14 protein-coding genes are annotated in these 18,766 nt (G+C 37.3%); 7 read left to right on the top strand and 7 right to left on the bottom strand.

The window, feature by feature from the left end; all coding sequences use genetic code 11:
* Positions 1-7: 7 nt before the first annotated feature.
* From GGQ92_RS13920 to GGQ92_RS13930, 3 genes are all read right to left on the bottom strand, one after another.
* Positions 8-2,926, bottom strand: coding sequence for an extracellular solute-binding protein (locus GGQ92_RS13920; RefSeq protein ID WP_425486415.1), 2,919 nt, complete (start codon positions 2,924-2,926; stop codon positions 8-10).
* 91 nt (positions 2,927-3,017) lie between these two features.
* The gene (locus GGQ92_RS13925; protein WP_246384471.1) at positions 3,018-4,391 is read right to left on the bottom strand and encodes an ABC transporter substrate-binding protein; all 1,374 of its coding nucleotides are present in this window, start codon (positions 4,389-4,391) and stop codon (positions 3,018-3,020) included.
* Between the two features lie 235 nt (positions 4,392-4,626).
* Positions 4,627-6,210 (bottom strand): glycoside hydrolase family 43 protein, encoded by a 1,584-nt coding sequence (locus GGQ92_RS13930; RefSeq protein WP_221437332.1) that lies wholly within the window; start codon positions 6,208-6,210, stop codon positions 4,627-4,629.
* 260 nt (positions 6,211-6,470) lie between these two features.
* On the opposite strand from GGQ92_RS13930, the gene GGQ92_RS13935 reads away from it, so the two are divergent.
* Positions 6,471-7,253 carry a helix-turn-helix domain-containing protein gene (locus GGQ92_RS13935; protein ID WP_184250218.1) on the top strand — a complete coding sequence of 261 codons (783 nt, stop codon included), beginning with the start codon at positions 6,471-6,473 and terminating at the stop codon, positions 7,251-7,253.
* A gap of 91 nt (positions 7,254-7,344) precedes the next feature.
* On the opposite strand, the gene GGQ92_RS13940 is transcribed toward GGQ92_RS13935, so the two are convergent.
* Both GGQ92_RS13940 and GGQ92_RS13945 read right to left on the bottom strand, forming a co-directional pair.
* Positions 7,345-8,781, bottom strand: a complete 1,437-nt coding sequence (locus tag GGQ92_RS13940; RefSeq protein WP_184250221.1) for a glycoside hydrolase family 43 protein — start codon at positions 8,779-8,781, stop codon at positions 7,345-7,347.
* A 178-nt stretch (positions 8,782-8,959) separates the two neighbouring features.
* A complete protein-coding gene (locus GGQ92_RS13945) occupies positions 8,960-9,757 on the bottom strand; it encodes an alpha/beta hydrolase (RefSeq protein WP_184250224.1) in 798 nt (265 codons plus the stop codon).
* Between the two features lie 271 nt (positions 9,758-10,028).
* On the opposite strand from GGQ92_RS13945, the gene GGQ92_RS13950 reads away from it, so the two are divergent.
* The 5 genes from GGQ92_RS13950 to GGQ92_RS13970 all read left to right on the top strand — a co-directional run bounded on the left by GGQ92_RS13950 (position 10,029) and on the right by GGQ92_RS13970 (position 16,181).
* Positions 10,029-11,576, top strand: coding sequence for a glycoside hydrolase family 43 protein (locus GGQ92_RS13950; protein WP_184250227.1), 1,548 nt, complete (start codon positions 10,029-10,031; stop codon positions 11,574-11,576).
* Between the two features lie 816 nt (positions 11,577-12,392).
* Complete coding sequence (locus GGQ92_RS13955) at positions 12,393-13,427, top strand: FecCD family ABC transporter permease (RefSeq protein WP_184250230.1); 1,035 nt, start codon at positions 12,393-12,395, stop codon at positions 13,425-13,427.
* 11 nt (positions 13,428-13,438) lie between these two features.
* Positions 13,439-14,200, top strand: a complete 762-nt coding sequence (locus GGQ92_RS13960; RefSeq protein ID WP_246384473.1) for an ABC transporter ATP-binding protein — start codon at positions 13,439-13,441, stop codon at positions 14,198-14,200.
* 45 nt (positions 14,201-14,245) lie between these two features.
* A complete protein-coding gene (locus tag GGQ92_RS13965) occupies positions 14,246-15,250 on the top strand; it encodes an ABC transporter substrate-binding protein (protein ID WP_184250236.1) in 1,005 nt (334 codons plus the stop codon).
* 7 nt (positions 15,251-15,257) lie between these two features.
* Positions 15,258-16,181 carry a ferrochelatase gene (locus GGQ92_RS13970; RefSeq protein ID WP_184250239.1) on the top strand — a complete coding sequence of 308 codons (924 nt, stop codon included), beginning with the start codon at positions 15,258-15,260 and terminating at the stop codon, positions 16,179-16,181.
* A gap of 244 nt (positions 16,182-16,425) precedes the next feature.
* Here the strand turns inward: GGQ92_RS13970 and GGQ92_RS13975 are convergent, their stop codons facing one another.
* Positions 16,426-16,809, bottom strand: a complete 384-nt coding sequence (locus tag GGQ92_RS13975; protein ID WP_184250242.1) for a GIY-YIG nuclease family protein — start codon at positions 16,807-16,809, stop codon at positions 16,426-16,428.
* A 357-nt stretch (positions 16,810-17,166) separates the two neighbouring features.
* Between GGQ92_RS13975 and GGQ92_RS13980 the strand changes: the two genes are divergently transcribed.
* Positions 17,167-17,832 (top strand): L-threonylcarbamoyladenylate synthase, encoded by a 666-nt coding sequence (locus tag GGQ92_RS13980; RefSeq protein ID WP_184250245.1) that lies wholly within the window; start codon positions 17,167-17,169, stop codon positions 17,830-17,832.
* 261 nt (positions 17,833-18,093) lie between these two features.
* On the opposite strand, the gene GGQ92_RS13985 is transcribed toward GGQ92_RS13980, so the two are convergent.
* A complete protein-coding gene (locus GGQ92_RS13985; protein ID WP_184250248.1) occupies positions 18,094-18,732 on the bottom strand; it encodes a MerR family transcriptional regulator in 639 nt (212 codons plus the stop codon).
* Positions 18,733-18,766: the final 34 nt, after the last annotated feature.

Genomic DNA, 18,766 nt, shown 5'->3' on the forward strand with positions numbered 1-18,766 from the left:
TCCTATCCTAGTAAGGTAAGTTAAATTCTTTTCGTTTAATTTCAATTTCATCATTGATATAACGTGTATAATCCTGTAAAGATTCTCGTGGATTTTCATTCGCATTAACGACACGTCTAAAAGCATTATCAAGATGTCTTCCTGTAAAGTATCCACCCGGAACTTGAGGCACACCTCTAACCCACTGCCATTGACTTGCTAAGTTCTGATAATCTTCGACAGGCCAAGGTAATTCCGATAACGCTTCCACATTAGCCGTTGGATAACGTGCTGCTTCGCCTAAAATACTTTCCATCTCTCGACCAAACGTTAATTGCGTGTCTTTCTCCGTCCACCATTTCAAAAACTCCCAAGCCGCTTCTTTTTTCTCTGAATTAGCTAACATCATTGAAGCAATACTCGTGCTTGGTACCGTATGGTCAATCGTTCCATCTTCCTGAACCATCCCTGGTATTGTCGTGAACTCCCATAGCCCTCTTATCTCAGGTGCTAAAACAGTCAACATATTGTAGGTTGTATAATCAGCAATCCCAATTGGCATTTCACCAACTCGTAAACGGTTTGGAAAATCAGCCATTAACGGGAACTTGTAGTTCGTATAAAATTGTGTCCATTGATTAAAAGCATCTATCGATATTTCTCCGTCTAACTCACTTGATTTTTGGTCATCCGCATAAAACTGACCTCCCCTTTGGTAGAGTAGCATTCCAAATGCTTGGTTAGGGGCAAGTAGCGTTTGGTTCTGTGCCATTGGATCATCAATAGGCAAATAAAACTCTAAGTTATTCCGTTGCAAGACAGAAATAATATTATAAACATCATCCCATGTCTCTGGCGGTTCTAATTCTAACTCTTCTAATATATCGGACCGATAAAACATGACCGGGAACATTTGTTGTTCAGGTAAGGCATAAACACCTTCATTAAATTCAAACGGTAACACGGCACTTTCATGGAATCGTGTTACTATTTCTTCATAGTCCGAAAAAGCAGATAAATCTTTTGCAGCATTTCGCATCGCATAGTTTACCGGGACATCTTCACCTAAATTTAATGCTACATCAGGCCCTTCCCCAGCTAACGTAGCAGGTAATAGAACATCCGGTTGAACGAGACGAACATTAACGGAAATACCAGTATCTGGAGTGAATAAATCATCTACCATTCCTTTTAAAATTTGCGCCTGATCACGTCCTGTTGTTACCCATACCGTTACTTCTTCCTCAATGTCGCTAAAATTACTTGTGCTACCGATATTGTCATAGTCCTCAGAGTACGACGCAAAAAATGCACCAACTTCGTGCTTTACTTTTTCCATAGTCGTTGCACTTGCTCTTGGCATCTCTTGGTCTGGGGAAGCAATAATTAAATAATCTAACGTCAGTGGTTGCTCACGAACAGTCTGAATCCACGTTCCTAAACCACCCACATTCATCTTGAATGAATCCAGTTGACGTGCAACAGTTTCTGGTTTAGCGACCATTTTTTCTAATTGAGTTACAGTCGAATGAAGTACAGCAACTTTATCACTACGTTCACCAGTTATAGTCTCTAAATGATTGGCTACACTTTCAAGAATATCTGCTTGCTCTTCGAAAACATCCAACATATCTGGAATCCGTCGTTCTAATTGATAATCTCTTAATGGATCAGGTGTATTTGATGTAATCATCAAAATTTTCCGATACATCTCATTAAGTTCAAGCACACTTGATTCAATGGTTCTTAATAACGGTGAAATGTCTCCTAATGTAACCGTTAAACGAATTGTGTTCTTTCCTTTTTTTAAATGGAATAAATAAGGCGCTTCATCTGATTGTCCTAATACATCGGTAATCCAATCTAAATTATAGTTAAAACGAATAACATTCATTTCTTGAAAAGGAACCTCTCCATTTACCGTTAGCGTTCGGGATGCATACACACCGCGCAACAAATCTTGTTTTCTTTTTAATGCCAGTTGATAAAGCCCTTCTTCTTCAACTTCTACTTCCCATTCAATCCATTGACCTGGCATTTGCCAATTTTGACCACCAATCGCATTTACCCGTAATTTCGATACATGGTATGGTTCAACTGTTGGACTGGAACGATCCGTTAAAGGAAATAAGGTAGCTGATGATTTTCTGACAGCATCCTCTGCTTGAATTTTAATAAATTCGCCAGATGTTGGCTGGAGCCCACTTGCTTCATACTCCATCTTTTTAGCTTCATATGTAGGTGCTGACTGGTGTTGATAGAGCTCAATATAATCAATTACCATTGGCTCTCGTTTCGCTGTCAACGTAATCGTTTGTGTCCCTTCTTCAAAATAGAATTGATACGGTTCATTAAAATAGCCTTCACTATCTTTAAACGGAGCAAGAACCCATTTTGGTTGCTCTATTTGCCTTGAACGAATTTCGTTATCATTCTCATCTCTTCTTGTTTCCTCATCACCATCTATCCAAATACGATCAAAAACGACATAATCCGCTCCCATAAAAGGTAACTCTTGATTAATATTAATTTCTCTTTGGATAGCTGAGCTCTTTCCTTCGACAGGGTAATAATGGATGCGCATATTATATAAACCAGCTTCTTCAATATCCACTTCCCATGAAATGGAGCCTTGTTCGGGAGTAAAAACGGATAGTCCCTCTAAAGATCGAAAGTCTTCTTCAATACGAAAATCCGTCCCATCTGTTTCTACAAAGTCCTCTCCTTCTACTCGAATGACTTGATCAGGTCTACTTGCATTGGCATTGTTTTCTAAGTAGGTATCATAGCTCTCTTCATTTTTATCCGAAATCACTGCTTCAAATTCAGAAGTGGCTTGTGAATAATGCTGATTATCTTTATTTCTAGAATCATAAATCCATATCGAAGTAAAAAAGATGATAAGGACTAAAATAATACGAAATAAATTACTTTTGAATATACGCACTATTTTCCCTCCCTTTATCTTTTCTTTGGTAGAAGATAAAGTGCCTACGAAAGAGATGTAGGCACTTTATCCAACTTTTTATCATGTACAGTTATTCAGCGTAAACTTCATCAATTGCTCCTTGGAAGGCAGGTGCATGACTTTCAATTAGAGTTGAAATTGCCGTCCCCTCTAATAATTCAGCTTCAAAGTTCCAATATACATCATTATTAAATGTGAAGTGGTCAAGAACATTTAAGTTTTCCATTACTAATCGAGCATTTTCAATGTCAGCCTCATTCGAGAACATTGACTCTAATTGAGCTTGACCAGGGTAGTCATAGATTGACTGAATATCGAATATTTTCTCCCAAATATAAAGAAGTTGTTCAGGGTTTTCCACCGTTTTTGGAATGGCGATTGCTTGAATATCTGCCTCATACGTACGGTAGCCATCTGCATTTGGTCCAATTGGGAATGGTACAAAGCCAATGTCATAATCAGGCATATCATTTACGATTCCGTTATAATGAAAGTCTGCTCCAGTAAAGAATAGTGTGTTTCCTTCACGGAAGAACTGTTCTGGCTCTGTCCAATCGCCACCTTCCGTTGGGCGCGCTATTTCAAAAATAGAAGCTGTAAATTCTAATGCTTCGACAGTTGCTGGATCATCTAACGTTTGCTCATTTCCTTGCGTGAGTGCTGCATCATTGGATGCTAATGCTCTTTCTAATACAGATGGATTCGCTAACCCCCATGTATCCGTTTGACCATCATTATTGGTATCTTGATTAGCTGATGCTACAACTTCAGCAAAAGTGTCCCAAGTCCAGTTATCTTCATCAATGTATGTTTGAATCGGATCTAACCCTAATTCGTCCATTAACGTTCGGTTATAGAAAAGACCTTGAACAATGTTTGCTTTAGCATCTGTGAAAGCATATCCCTGACCTTCATACTGGAATATTTCTTCTGTAAACTGCAGGTTAAACACATTTTCATTTTTAACCCATTCATCTACTGCCCAAAGTAAATCTTGCTGAGCGAATGAAGGAATCGTATACTTTTTACCTACACGAATGAGATCACCAATCGGTTCATTTGCTAATAACGAAGCAGTAATTCGTTCTTGGTATTCACCAAAATCAATCGTAATGTATTCAATATCAAAGTTATGTTTTTCCTTTAAAGCCTCCAAATTTTCACGAGCTTGAATACTATCCGGATCTTCACCTGTAATCTCCATATCCCACCAAGCTACAACTTTAAGTGTTTGCCCACCTAAGTCAAAGTCCATTTCTGGCGTTTGATAATAGTCGACTTCCGCTTCCTCTTCCGCTGCATCTCCATTATCATCATTAGATACTTCATCTGTCTCCACTGCCTCATCCTTATTCACATCTTCACTAGCTGTATCGTCACTACTGCTACAAGCTACAAGAGTGAACATCAATAATAAAAAGATAGCAAATAAAATTCTTTTCAACTGAATACCCCCTATAAATGAATGATTTCGGAATTCCTTGTGTTAAATATAGCGCTTACATTTAGGTTAAACAACCTGTGATAATGAAGGATAATCACCCGACAAACTCTAGATTTACTTATCATGCATAGTTGCATTACGACCTACTAACCCTTGCAGGAAAAGGGTTTTTGAATGTATGGTTAGAGCCGCCTTTATCACTGTTCATATTTGTAAAAGTATTCGCTTCTTATCGCTACTGACTAAAATACCAATAATCAAAATGGAATAACGGAGTTCCTTCTTTCCCTTGAAATACGAAATAAATATCATGGACTCCGCTTACAGAAGAAACCTCTGTAGTGATCGTTTGCCATTCTTCCTCACCACCAGTTGCTGGAACCTCTAACGTTCCTAACAATTCTCCAGTCGGTTCATCTAATCGAATTTCCATCGTCCCACCTTCTGAATCACTGGCAACGACTACAGATACTTCGCTTGCGCCACTATCGAAATCCACCTTTGAAACACCTATCCAATCCCCTGCCTCGATCTCTGTCACCGCTAAGCCAAGTCCATCTTCATCCGTGTCAAATTCTTGAACACTAATTCCAGTGCTCCATGCCATCGTTTCTGCTTGAACCTTTTCATATGGGTTAAGTGGTTGGATTGATTCCACACCAGCTAAGTTTGCTTCGATTTCTTGAATAGAACCATCCTCATTCAAGAACACTTGATTGATATGTGTAGAACGATAACCTAGCGCAGCATCCATGGCATCCGCAAGAGTTTGAGCGTGATAAGCGATATAAGTTTGACCTTTGAAATCAAAGATCACTTGATGATTATTGCCTCCGACTCCAAAAAAGTGACCAGGGTTTTTGAGAATGGTTCCTTGGTATTCCCATGGTCCCATCGGGTTCTCACTAGTCATATAAGCAATTTCCCCACTACCTGGACTACCTTCAGGACGCTCTCCATCATAAAAATTCGTACTATACGTGTAATAATAAGTGTCATTCCATTTATTGATACCCGCACTCTCAAACATAAACGGCGCTGGAATCATTTCTGCTTCTCCATTAATGCTGACCATATCTTCACCTAATGAAATAACACGAGCAGTATTAGGCATCGCAAATTCTTCATCAGGAATCCCACCACCGAAGTAAAGATAACCTGATTGGTCATCATCTACGATTACAGCTGGGTCAAATAACCAAGTTACACCTTCTACTCCAGGAGTGGACCATGAAATTAATGGTTCATTAATCGGATCTTCAAACGGTCCAATCGGGCTATCACTTGTTAACACTACGACACCACTCGCATTATTCGCAAAATATAAAAAGAAACGGTCTTCCCCGTCTATCACTTTGTGAGCTGCGGCTGGTGCCCATGATTGTGTTGCCCATTTTGCCGCTCCCTCAGGGCCAGCAACATCAATTAAGCCATGGTTTGTCCAGTTGACTAAGTCAGCTGATGAAATGACAGATAGCTGGTTAATATCTGCATATGTGTTTTCCGTAATATTACCTTCTGCGTCATATTCAAATTGATCATACGTGTTATACAGATACACCCGATCATCATAAACAAGTACATAAGGATCTGCCCCAAATTGGTAGGCTAAAAGGGGATTATTATTCGGTGGAATCTTCCCTATAGGTTCCTTTGGAGTTACTTGCGTTTGTTCTGCTGAGCCTTCTTCTTGTCCCTTTTCTTTAACCTCTTGGCTCTCTTTTTTATCTTCATTAGGCTCTACTTCCGCTTCACTTTGTATTTCGCATGCGACAAGGAAAATAAGCAAAACGATTATTATCAATTTGGATTTCAGCAATACACTACCTCCTTTATTTATTCAGTAAATAAAAATATAAGCCCTATCTCTCTTAGTAACAACCTGGTTAATAAAAGTGATTCACCTGTCTAACTCTACTTTTGTGTTACCGAGCAACCATTTTTTAAAGAAAACAAAAATTTGAGTAGGATACAAAGATTTGCACATTCTTCCATCCCTGTCCATCAGATAAACTAAAAATAGGTAGATAATTAATTTAATTTTCTTTAGAACCACTACAACGGGGAGGGATATATTTCATGCGAACCATTTTATTGATTGATATCAACCAACAGTCTATAGAAAAATTAAAAAGAGAAATTGATTGGACTTATTATGGCTTTATCATCGAAGATTCAGCATCCTCCATGGCAGACGCATTTTATTTCATAAACGAAAAGTCTTATGATCTCTATCTGTTAAATTTAAAATACTTAGACACCTTTGGGTTGGAATTCTGTAAACAAATAAGGAAGAGAACAGGTAATGCCATTATACTTATTGAGGGAGTTAAAGACTTTGACACCGTTCAAAAAGCCATCCACTTACAGGTGAACAGTTATTTGCCTGAACCATTAAAAACCGAGGATTTAATTGAAAGCTTACTAGATATAAAAGAAGCCATCGAAGAGAAAAAGACGAAAGCCATGTATACTGCCAAAAAAACTGTGCCAACACCAATTAAAAATGTATCGAATATCATTGAAGTTGTGAAAGATTATGTTGAAAAATCTATTCACGAAAATATCACACTCAAAGACATATCGAATGATTTACATTACAATTCTTCTTATTTAGGTCAAAAATTCAAATCACAAGAAAAGATGACCTTTAATCAATATTTATTAAATCGTCGCATGGAAAAAACAAAATTTTTACTCCGTTATACAGATCTTAAAATCTATGAAATAGCTTATCGTGTAGGCTACACAGATTTAGATTGGTTCTACAAAAAATTCAAAGAGACTACAGGTATAAGCGCCTCCGAATATCGGTATCAGTTTAATGGAAACGCTAACATACAAACTGCCCAATCCAACTGATTTTTTGCTCTTATTTATTACTTTTACTCAAAGAAAAAAGGACTCCAATTCCATCTCTATGATGGGTACTGGAGTCCTTATTTATCATTTGTTACTTCTTAAATGACCAGCTTGCAAATTCGAATAAAGATTGACTAGCATTTCCTTTAAATACAAAGTAGACATCATGGACACCTTTATCCACTTGGACAGGGAAGGATAACTTTTCCCACTTTCCTCCTGTATTCGGTACGTCCAATTGACCAACATGCTCACCGTCTATGGAATGTAAACGTACCTCAATCGAAGCATCTTCTGTTTCACTTGCAAGATGTACTTCGATTTCCTTCGCACCATTCTCAAAATCTGCCGAAGAAACAGCTAGCCATGTACCATTTTCAATTCCTGTTACCACTCGGTCATGGTCGCTAAAGCTGCTATCTGTTGGCTTGCTCACATTAATCCCTGCTTGCCAAGCCATTGTCACAGCTTCAGTTGTATCGTATGGATTAAGGTTTTTAACTTTTCCTACCCCTTGTAAATCAGCATGAATAGGTTCAATTTGATTATCTGCATCAAAATATATTTTATTTAGATGTGTAGAACGATAACCTTTTTCTATCCCCATTGCAGCCGATAGTGTTTGCGCATGATACGAGATATACCATGTGCCTTTGAATTCAAACATCGCATGGTGGTTATTCCCAGATACATTAAAGAAATGGCCAGGGTTCTTTAAAATAGCATGCTGATAAGTCCATGGCCCCATTGGGTTCTCACTCGTTAAGTAAGCAATTTCCCCAGCTCCTGGCACACCCGCCGGACGTTCACCAGTGTAGAAGTTAGAGCAATAAGAATAATAGTATTGACCCTTATATTTATTAATTCCACCACTCTCAAACATGAATGGCGCAGGAATCGGCTTAGCCTCTCCTACCGTATGAACCATATCGTCACTTAGCTGAATTACTCGCGCTGTATTTGGCATCTCATATTCTTCATCAGGAATGCCGCCACCAAAGTATAGATAGCCTGTTCCATCATCATCGACTAAAACGGCTGGGTCAAAAATCCAAGGTACACCGTCTATTCCCGGCGTATCTCTTGAGATGATTGGTTGACCAATTGGATCTGTCCATGGACCAACTGGAGAATCACTCGTTAAAACTCCAATGTTACTTCCATTATTCGCAAAGTAGAGGAAGAACTTATCTTTTCCATCAATTACTTTTTTCGTAATGGCGGGTGCCCATGAATTTTTAGCCCATATTGCTGCGCCATTAGGTCCAGCAGCTGGAATCTCACCATGATCTGTCCAGTTGACAAGATCATCCGATGAAATAACGGTTAACGTATTAATGTCTTGATATGTATTATCCGTCACATTGCCATTCTCATCATATTCAATCTCATCATTCGTAGCATATAGGTATACACGGTCTTGATAAATTAGTGGGTAAGGATCCGCACCAAATTTATGCGAAACAAGTGGATTACCATTTGGTGGTGTCTTACCAATCGCTTCTTTTATGTTAGTTAATTGCTTCATAGTGAAAAAGTCACTCCTATTCTAGTATGTCATTTAACTATCGCAACTCTATTGTAAAGCCTTACATTCATTTGAACAACCGGTTGAATTATAGATTAAACCCGGTAATTCTTAGATTGTTCATACTAAAAACGCTAAAACCCAAGTTGAGTATTTAGCGTAATTGTTTAACTATTGCTTAATCCATGTTAAGTAACCATTTTATCGATGGTTCTATCCATTGATTCCAGAAACGGAAATCATGACCACCTTCATCTTCATGATAAACAACAGGAATATTTAACTCTTCTAACGATTTGGCAAACTGACGGGAACCTTCAATTAACCAATCATCTTTTCCACATGCTAGGAACAAGTCAGGTATTGTCTCACCTTTTTCTTTTAATTGCTCAATTAAATAAAGCGGGTGATTTTCCGTTTGCTTTACTTTGGATAGCTCACCAAAAACTAATTCATAGTAGTCGTAGTTCGCCATTTGTTGATGACCTTTTTCCATTTTATGAATATTATCTGTAATTAAAGCAGATGAAAGAGCAAACGCCTTCCCGTAATTATTGTTATATCCTAACGCTGTTAATATTGCACCAAAACCACCCATTGAAAAGCCACCAATAAATGTATCATTTTTGTCCTTCGATAAATGGAACGTGTCTTGAACATAGTGAAGCAGTTCTTCCCCAACAAAATCAGCATATCTACGTCCGGAAGCTTCCCCATTTGTATAGAAACTATTTTCTCCACTCGGTAAAATAACCGCTATGTTATATTGAGACGCAAGCTCTGTAATTTCACTTTTATAAAGCCACTCTGCAGACGAACCAAAATACCCATGAAGAAGCATTAATGTTTTCATCGGGCGTTCAAAGTAAGGATTGTCTTGTCTCCATTCGGGTCGAATATCATTTGGTAAAACGAGATGAAAAGACACCGTACGTTGAAGCGCTTCTGAAAAATAATCAAAATGAGCCACTGCCATTTACTATCACCTTCTCTTATTTTCTCTATTTCTATTATAAATTAAGTAGTTGGAAGCGCAAACAATATCATTTGATGAAATACTATTATTTCTTATCGTGTGAGAATTCTTTCTATTAAAAATAAAAGTTAAATATCTTGTTTTGTAAACGATTACACTTTACAATATCGATAGACTAATAATCATACATATCCATAACACCTATAGAGTAGTTATTATATATTAAAATTTGTTTTATTTACTAAGTAATATATTCTAGGAGGATAAATTAATGACTTCAAAGGTTAAAGCGAAAAACCCTATTATTCCGTTAGATTATCCAGATGTAGATGTCATTCGAGTGGATGACACGTATTACATGATTTCAACTACGATGTATTTTATGCCTGGGTGCGAAATTTTACGTTCCTATGATTTAGTGAACTGGGAGCACGCTACATATGTATATGATAAATTAGATTCCACCCCTGCACAAAGATTAGAGGATGATTTACATATTTATGGACAAGGTATGTGGGCTGCTTCCCTACGCTATCACAATGGAACTTTTTACGTTGTTTTTGCTGCTAATGATACGAGAAAAACCTATGTATTTACAGCTAATGACGTGGAGGGACCATGGGAAAAGAGAGAAATCGAAGGCTTCTATCATGATGCTTCGCTTTTCTTTGATGATGATAATCGTACGTATCTTGTGTATGGTAATCGAGAGGTATGGCTAACAGAATTAGAAACGGATCTATCGAAACCAAAAGAAAATGGTCGCCACCAAATCCTTGTATCTGAATCAGAAGCCGATAACCCTAACTTAAGCTATGAGGGCGCACATTTTTATAAAGTTAACGGAACGTATTATTTATTTTTAATTCGCTCCCTGCCCGATCGATGGATGCGAGTCCAGTCATGCTTTATAGCAAACTCATTGGATGAGACATTTAGTGGCCAAGACGTTTTAGTCGATGACCGCGATTATTGTGGTCAGGGGGTTGCCCAAGGAGGCGTTGTCGATACACCAGAAGGAGATTGGTATGCAATTTTATTCCAAGATTCCGGGGCAGTTGGTAGAATGCCAATATTGGTTCCAGTAGAATGGCGTGACGGAGATTTTCCTATCTTTGGCGACGACGGTAAAATACCCGTTCATTTTCATACGGAAAGTACACACTCGGATTATCCATATGAACCGTTAGTTGGCTCCGATGATTTCAAAAAGCAATATCCTAAGTATTATGGTTTAGCTCCAAAATGGCAATTTAATCATGAACCAGATCCATCTGGCTTTTCAGTGAATACCGAAGAAGGCTATGTGCAGATATCAACTACCAAGGTTACTGATCAACTGCTTCAAGCAACCAATACATTAACACAGCGGATGCAATTCCCGAATAGCTCTGCCGAAGTTACCGTTGATGCAACGAATTTAAATGATGGCGATATTGCTGGTTTCTGTGCTTTGCAAGGAGCATATGGGTTCGTTGGGATAACGAAGGAAACAGGTAACTATTATCTTGTAATGAGAACAAAACCTCTTACTGACTTAACGATGCAATCCTTTACACCAAACAATTCGGAAGAAAAAGAATGGGAACGTATCCCAATTGATAATCCCAATGTAACATTGAAAATTGACGCTGACTTCTGGCAAATGAAAGATATCGTCCGATTCTATTTTCAACAAGACGGAGAGTTCACACAAATCGGACCAGAACATCAAGTCGCCTTTAAGCTAGACCATTTTACAGGCTGCCGTTTTGGATTGTTCTGTTATTCTACTAAAAAAGAAGGTGGCTCGGCACAGTTTAGTCAGTTTAAGTATTAATTTTAATTACTGGCCCATGAGGCATTGTTTAGTAGAAATTTATTTCCTAATAGACTGTTTAGAGTGATTGAGTCTTCTCAATGATTTTTACTTCCCAAGTTAGATAAATCTATTATTGGTGCAATCTATCATAACCATCTAATTCAATAGACTATAATTATGTCGTGTGAATCATAACTTTGATTTGTACGACTTTTTTATTGAGAACACCATCAGGAAGAATATTCTTGTAGATACATTATTTATTGTTATTTAGTAAATTGATGGTATTTCCATTAACAGTTGTAGTAATGCTGAATCACTATCAGTAAAGTACAAGGCTGTAATCGAGTAATTGTCATAACTAACCTATGGCTAATTGCGAGGTAATAATATGCTAATATATTTGATAAGTGTTTCCATAGATTCTTACTATACATAGCCAATAGATTTTCGACTCTTTAAGATTTTTCATTGTCCCCACGTAGAATCTGAGCATAATTCTTATTATAGTTAACCCAATGACAAAAGTATCAACTTACCATAGGTCAATATCTTATAGCGAATCACCTTCTCAAATACTTCTGTAAAAATTATCATTTCTCGAAACAGCTTCCCTTTATCGCCAAAAGCATATCAACATATTTTTCACGATCCTTTTCATCCTATTGCATAATGAGAATCACTCCTACATTTTCCATTTCTATATTTAATACTATTCAGAAAAATTCAAATATTTTTATATTAACTATTGACAATTAAACAACTATAACCATATAATTTTTAATAAGAAAAATGTTTCCTTTGGTAAACTTTTTTTAAGGGGGTAATAAATGTTTGACTAAGAAAAAAACAACGAAAGCCATTGCATCTTTATCCGTATTACTCGTAATTTTATTTCTTGCTATTATTGTTGGAGTTGCCCTCGGACCAATTGCTATTCCTTTTAAAGAAACGATTTTAATCTTTCTATATAAATTAAACCTAATTGATTATGCTGGTTTCTCTGATAGAGAATGGGTTGTGATTACCGAAGTGCGTTTGCCCCGTGTGCTAGTAGCAGCTTTAGGAGGAGCTGCACTTGCAGCATCAGGAGTTGCAATGCAGGGTTTGTTTCGTAATCCTTTGGTCGAGCCTGGTTATATCGGTGTTTCAAGCGGGGCTTCGTTGGGAGCTGTGATCGCCATATACTTTGGCTTGTCTGCCTTCAATGCTTGGCTTCTCCCTCTATCTGCATTCATTGGAGCACTAAGTGCTATGCTCATTATTTTAGTCGTATGGAAAAGCATGAGAAATGGAAGCGTTGTTGTGCTTCTATTGCTAGGAATGGGGATAAATTCATTTTTTTCAGCAGTATTGAGTGTGCTTGTTGCAACTTCATCCAACGAGCAGGAATTAAGGAGCATTGTGTATTGGCTACAAGGAGGGCTTGAAGCTAGGACATGGGAGCATGTCTCTATCATTACCTTACCCATTATCTTAGGTATTTTAGCGATGCTATTCTTTGGGAACAAGCTGAACATCATGCTGCTTGGTGATGATCACTCGGAGACATCTGGGGTTAATACGAGATTGACACGCAATGTAGTTTTGATTATTGCTGCATTAATTACTGGTGCAACTGTCTCTGTTACCGGAATTATCGGATTTATAGGACTTGTCGTACCCCATATTTTAAGGCTTATTTTGGGAGCAGATCATCGACTGCTTATACCAGCAAGTGCACTTGGGGGCGCGTCCTTCTTAATTCTTGCTGATTTAATTTCAAGAATCATCCTACAGCCAATTACCTTACAAGTTGGTGTTGTCAGCTCCATCATTGGAGCACCTTTATTTATTTTGCTCATTCTTAAGTCATATAAGAAGGGATGATGGTGATAGAAATGATTTCGATACATAATTTATATGTCAATTTCGGTAATCGATCGATTTTGAAAAATATCGAACTTAACATCTATCGCGGAAAATTTTATGGTTTAATCGGTCCGAATGGTAGTGGCAAAACAACTTTATTGAAAACAATCGCAAAATTACTCCCCTATCAGCAAGGAAGCATTGAAATTACAGAAAAAAAACAAAAATCTTTTAATCAAAAAGAGCTAGCGAAAACATTAAGCTATGTGCCACAAGACACTAACATAGATTTTGATTTTCAAGTAAAGGACATTGTTGCGATGGGCAGACATGCACATCAACATTATTTAAATCGTAATCAGTCCAATGAAGAAATCATTAGAAAAGCAATGATTGAAACGGATACTTACCGTTTTTATGAACACTCCATATTAAATTTGTCAGGTGGACAGCGTCAACTAGTTTTCATTGCAAAGGCACTGGCACAGGATACCCCGATTATTTTACTTGATGAGCCAATCTCTGCACTAGACATATATTATCAGTTGCGAATTCTTAAACTGTTGCAGCAATTGTCGAAGCAAGGAAAAACAGTTGTCATTGTATTGCATGACCTTAATCTTGCAGCACGTTTTTGCGAGAAACTGATTCTATTAAAAGACGGTGCAGTGGAGGTAGCAGGTAACTGTAATGCTGTCCTCACACAAAAAACTTTGAAAAACACCTATCAGATTGATGCAAGTGTTAGAGAAGATGAGATTATTGATTCATTGTACATTACACCTTTATAGAAAAACTCATTAATCATTGGATAACACATGGAGGAGGTCTATAATATGAAAGCAAGAGTTTGGATAATTATGGTATTATCGTTTTTTATCATCATCGGATGCACACCAACTAATGCTAACAAGGACGGAAAGGAAGCTCAATCGGAAGCAGAAGAAAAAACAGATGATCAAGTAACTGGAGCAGACTTTACAATTAGTGTGGAAACCGTAAATGGCGTCGTTACCATCGACAAGAAACCGGAACGGATATTGCCATTGTCGCTTGACGTTGCAGAGATTGTCTTCGAGCTGGTAGATCCGGATAAAATTGTTGCGATTCCAAACTCGGTAGGAGACTCTATTCTCTCGTCAAATTCAGACAAAGCCGGACAGGTGAGTAACCGAGTATCTTCTGCCGTTAATATCGATCCAGAAGAAGTGCTTTCCTACGAAGCTGATTTACTTTTACTAACCAAAACGCACGGTCAAGAAGACGACGCAAATAAAATATTACAGGAAACCGGGTTACCAATGCTAACATTCGAAACGATAGGAACAGTTGAAGAATACTTCAAAAACATTGAAACCATTGGTAAAGCGGTTGGAGAAGCAGATTTAGCAGAAGAGCTTATTCTTAACTTGAGAACAAAGGTAGAGGAAATCCAGCAGAAAATTCCAGGTGATGCCGAATCACCTTCTGTCCTCATTTTATCTGAAGTCGGTCCGGGTACAGGTCCTTTTATGATGGGGCCAGGGAATATTTCCTATGACCTTATTCAATTGGCTCAAGCAGTACCTGCTGTTGATGCAATCGGATTGCAAAGCTCTATACCCGCTTCCATCGAACTGGTAATGAATATGGAACCAGACTTTATTTTCCTCCTAGATTTTGTGGGTAATGGAGAAGAAACATATACGGAACTTATGGAGAATCCGGGCTGGTCTGATTTAGAATCCGTTAAAAATGATCGTGTCATGATATTACCTGTCAAATACATGATGAATCCAAATGTAGAAATAATCGAAGGACTCGACATTATGGTAGATCGAATTTACAGACTGGAGGAGTAAAATATCGATGAATATACTTGTTCTATTTAGCTACGGAAGTTTACAATCATTAGACGATGTTCCTGGATTTTATTCAGATATATTGGGAAGCCATGCAACGGAAGAATATATAGAAAATGGAGTAAAACTTTATGAGTCCCATGGGATGCCTGACCCTCTTGGTATCTATACAAACAGGATTGGAGTCGGGTTAATAAAGCTGCTTAGGGAAGAAACTGGTGAAGATTGGATCATGTGCATTGCAAATCACCATGTGAACCCTACCATTGAAGAAGTCGCTGCTAAGTGTGGCGCTATTAGACCGAAACGGGTTCTTACAACTGGATTGATTCCATTTGATTCACTAACAGGAAATATTTCATACAGAAAGAAATTTGAAAAGTTATTTCGCAAAGATAATCGTGATGCGCAATTGATACATGCAGGCGCTTTTTATAAAAATAAATTATTCATTAAGACGATGACAAGGCGGGCTCAAGAAGCTTTGATTTGGATTCCGGAAGTCTTGAGGGATGAAGCAACAATCATTTTTACTGCTCACAGTATGCCTGGAACTACCAAGGCTCACGAGGAATTCATCCGTCAATATGAATTTTTGGCATATCAGATTGCAAAAAGTCTTGACATCGAAACATACCATATCGCTTATCGCAGTGGAAGTCCTCCACCAGAGCGTTGGTTGAGGCCTGATGTGATGGATGTACTAGATCAGCTTCGTCAACAGAATGTGCCGTCAGTTATTTTCATTGAGGCATTGTCGATCATAGAAAATTTAGAAGCAATTCAAGAGATTACGCATCATGCATTAAATAAAGCGCGTCGATTACAGATGAAAGCTGTACAAACTGACTATTTAAACGACAGCTTCGATTTTGTTGAAGCAATGGCTAATCATTTATTTAAAGAATTGAAAATTCCAAAATACTTATAGATACACGTTAAAATCAATCTGTTAAGCAGAATAAATTAGTTTGTGAAAATCCTCCCTCTTGACTACAATTAAATCCGCGTTTTACATTTAGCTATACGCGGATTTAATAATGATAAAGCCTTTATATTTCATCAATGCCTTTATATTTCATCAATGCCTTTATCTTTTCTCTATTTCGTCTCTATCAATAATTTGATAAAAATTTTTCACTATTGTCACTGTATGTTTGAATTGATTAAGTTTATTAATCTTCATACCTCAAATTCCAACCATTTTGAACTGTATCGTATTGACGAATCAATCGCGCTTCTAATGCTTTTGCTTGAGCAACAGTTTGGCAAATCTTTAGAGAAACCGTTATTTGGTTTCTATATTGAAATAATTCGGGTTTACAATTTGCTGCACCTCTCCAATGCTCTTGCAGTCTCTTTCTTAAACCTTTTGTACTTTGACCTGGTCGATCTTCAATAGCTCTTCCAACGTACTTCACTTTTCCGTTTAAACTCATTATATAGACCCCGATTTGGTTAGGCGCTCTATCTTTTACATTTTCAAAACTGTTGATATTCTTAACAACACCGCCGGCTACATTCATAGCACCCTTTACTATACTTTTAAATAGACCCATTGTATGACCCCCATAGAAGTAAAATTTTAATACTTGCACGTAAAGTCACCAAGAACACATGCTTCCTGTTATGATAACTCTGCATTTTTATACAAATACTTTATAGTAATAGTTTACATGAACCATTACTTATTTACTAGATTAATAGAACTACAATAAAATCAAAATAGACTGCTTCCATAGTACAGAGCAGCTAGGGAAATATATCGAAAATTCTCACCAGGTTATACCCGTTTTCGATAATAAATTAATTTATTTATTTAGTAAACACAACAATTTTTGTTTAATTTACGGAATTTTAATTATAGTTTTCTACCTTTATGTTATAATTACAACCAAAATATAGGGGGAATGGAAATGAATACAAACTTCAAAAATAAAGTGCTTAGACCGACAAAAGATAATTTTAAGTTAGCAGCCAAATGCATTGAAGATGGTGGGGTTATCGTAGCTCCAAGCGACACAAACTTAGCACTTACACTTAACCCATGGAACACTAAAGCCATTGAACGAGCATTTTCTATAAAAAACCGTCCTGCCAATTCACCATTAACACTATTTTTTACTAATCCAAATGATTGGAAAAAATATGCGTCTTCCGAAAATGAAAAACTTGTGCAATTACTAGTGGATAAATTTTGGCCAGGTCCTTTGAATTTTATTTTAAAGAAAAAGAATACTGTTCCTGAAAGAATGGTGTGTGGAGGAGATACGATTGCTATGAGTTGTTTAAGCAATCCTGTTTGGAGGGAGTTAATGGAGGAACTTTCCATTCCGGTCACTATGACTTCCGCCAATCTTTCTGGTCAGGCAGAAGGAATATTAGTTGATTTACATGTGGCTTTACAGCAGGTAGGAGAACACGTTGATTATATTCTTCAAGGTGAAGCGCAAGGTACAACTAAATCGAGTACAATAATCGATTTAACTGGAACACCTCAAATTACAAGACTTGGGGACATATCTGCTGAACAAATACAAGAAGTGATTGATATCCTTCCCGAAGTAACTCCAGTGAAATAGTTTTTTAGTCATCATTCATTATCATATTATAAAAATCACCCGGCTTGATTCTATTTATTTCTCCTATTGTCTTGGGAAAACGCTTCGTATTACTAGTTACTATGAACGTACAATTTTCTTGTATGGATGTTATCCATACATGTACATCTTGTTCATCAAACTCACAAATCCCATCATAAGTAGCTTTTTTCATAAATTCTAATAAACAGACTTTCGAAAGAACTACTCTATAATCTAATGTTCGAGTTGCTGGAGGTTGATTCAGAGGTATTCATCTCCTGAAACCTCCCCTACCTTCATATTGAATTGATCTAATCTATCTTCAAAGGAATTTCGTTTTCTCGCTTGTTTATAGGAAATCTTTAAGTATTTCTTAGGAATACGCCAATGACCACCCTCGGTTTGGAAAGCATCTGGATATTTACCTTTTTCACACCATCGTCGAATCGTTTGATCAGAAACTCCTATAATCTCTGCTGCTTCTGTAGATGTTAAGAATTCCTCATTTTCTTCTATGTGGATTGGTCTAAGAATTTCATTAGGGGTGTCATTTAGACAACAAGTATAAAGAAGTTTAGCCATAACCTCTTTCTGGTCACTTCCTGGAATAACCTCTGAAAACTCCTTAATGTAATCGACTAAATACTTATAAGCTTGGAGGGTGTCCTGACTCTTTAAAGCTTGATATATTTCTTTATCTAGTGAACGTATCTGACTTAGGGTTTCGCCTGTAGGGGGTTGGATGTTAAGTTCCTCCAAAAAATTGGTAGGAACATTTAATGTTGAAAAAGTACGATTAATAAGACTTTTAAACAAGGCTAGAGCATTTTCCGTCAGGTTTTGATCTTTTAACAAAACCACTGTTTCCCACAAAAGCTCATCATCATGTTCTCTACTCATAACGTTCTACCTCCTACCTATAGTATATCCTACA

This window comes from Gracilibacillus halotolerans (assembly GCF_014206945.1).
Lineage (GTDB): Bacteria > Bacillota > Bacilli > Bacillales > Amphibacillaceae > Gracilibacillus > Gracilibacillus halotolerans.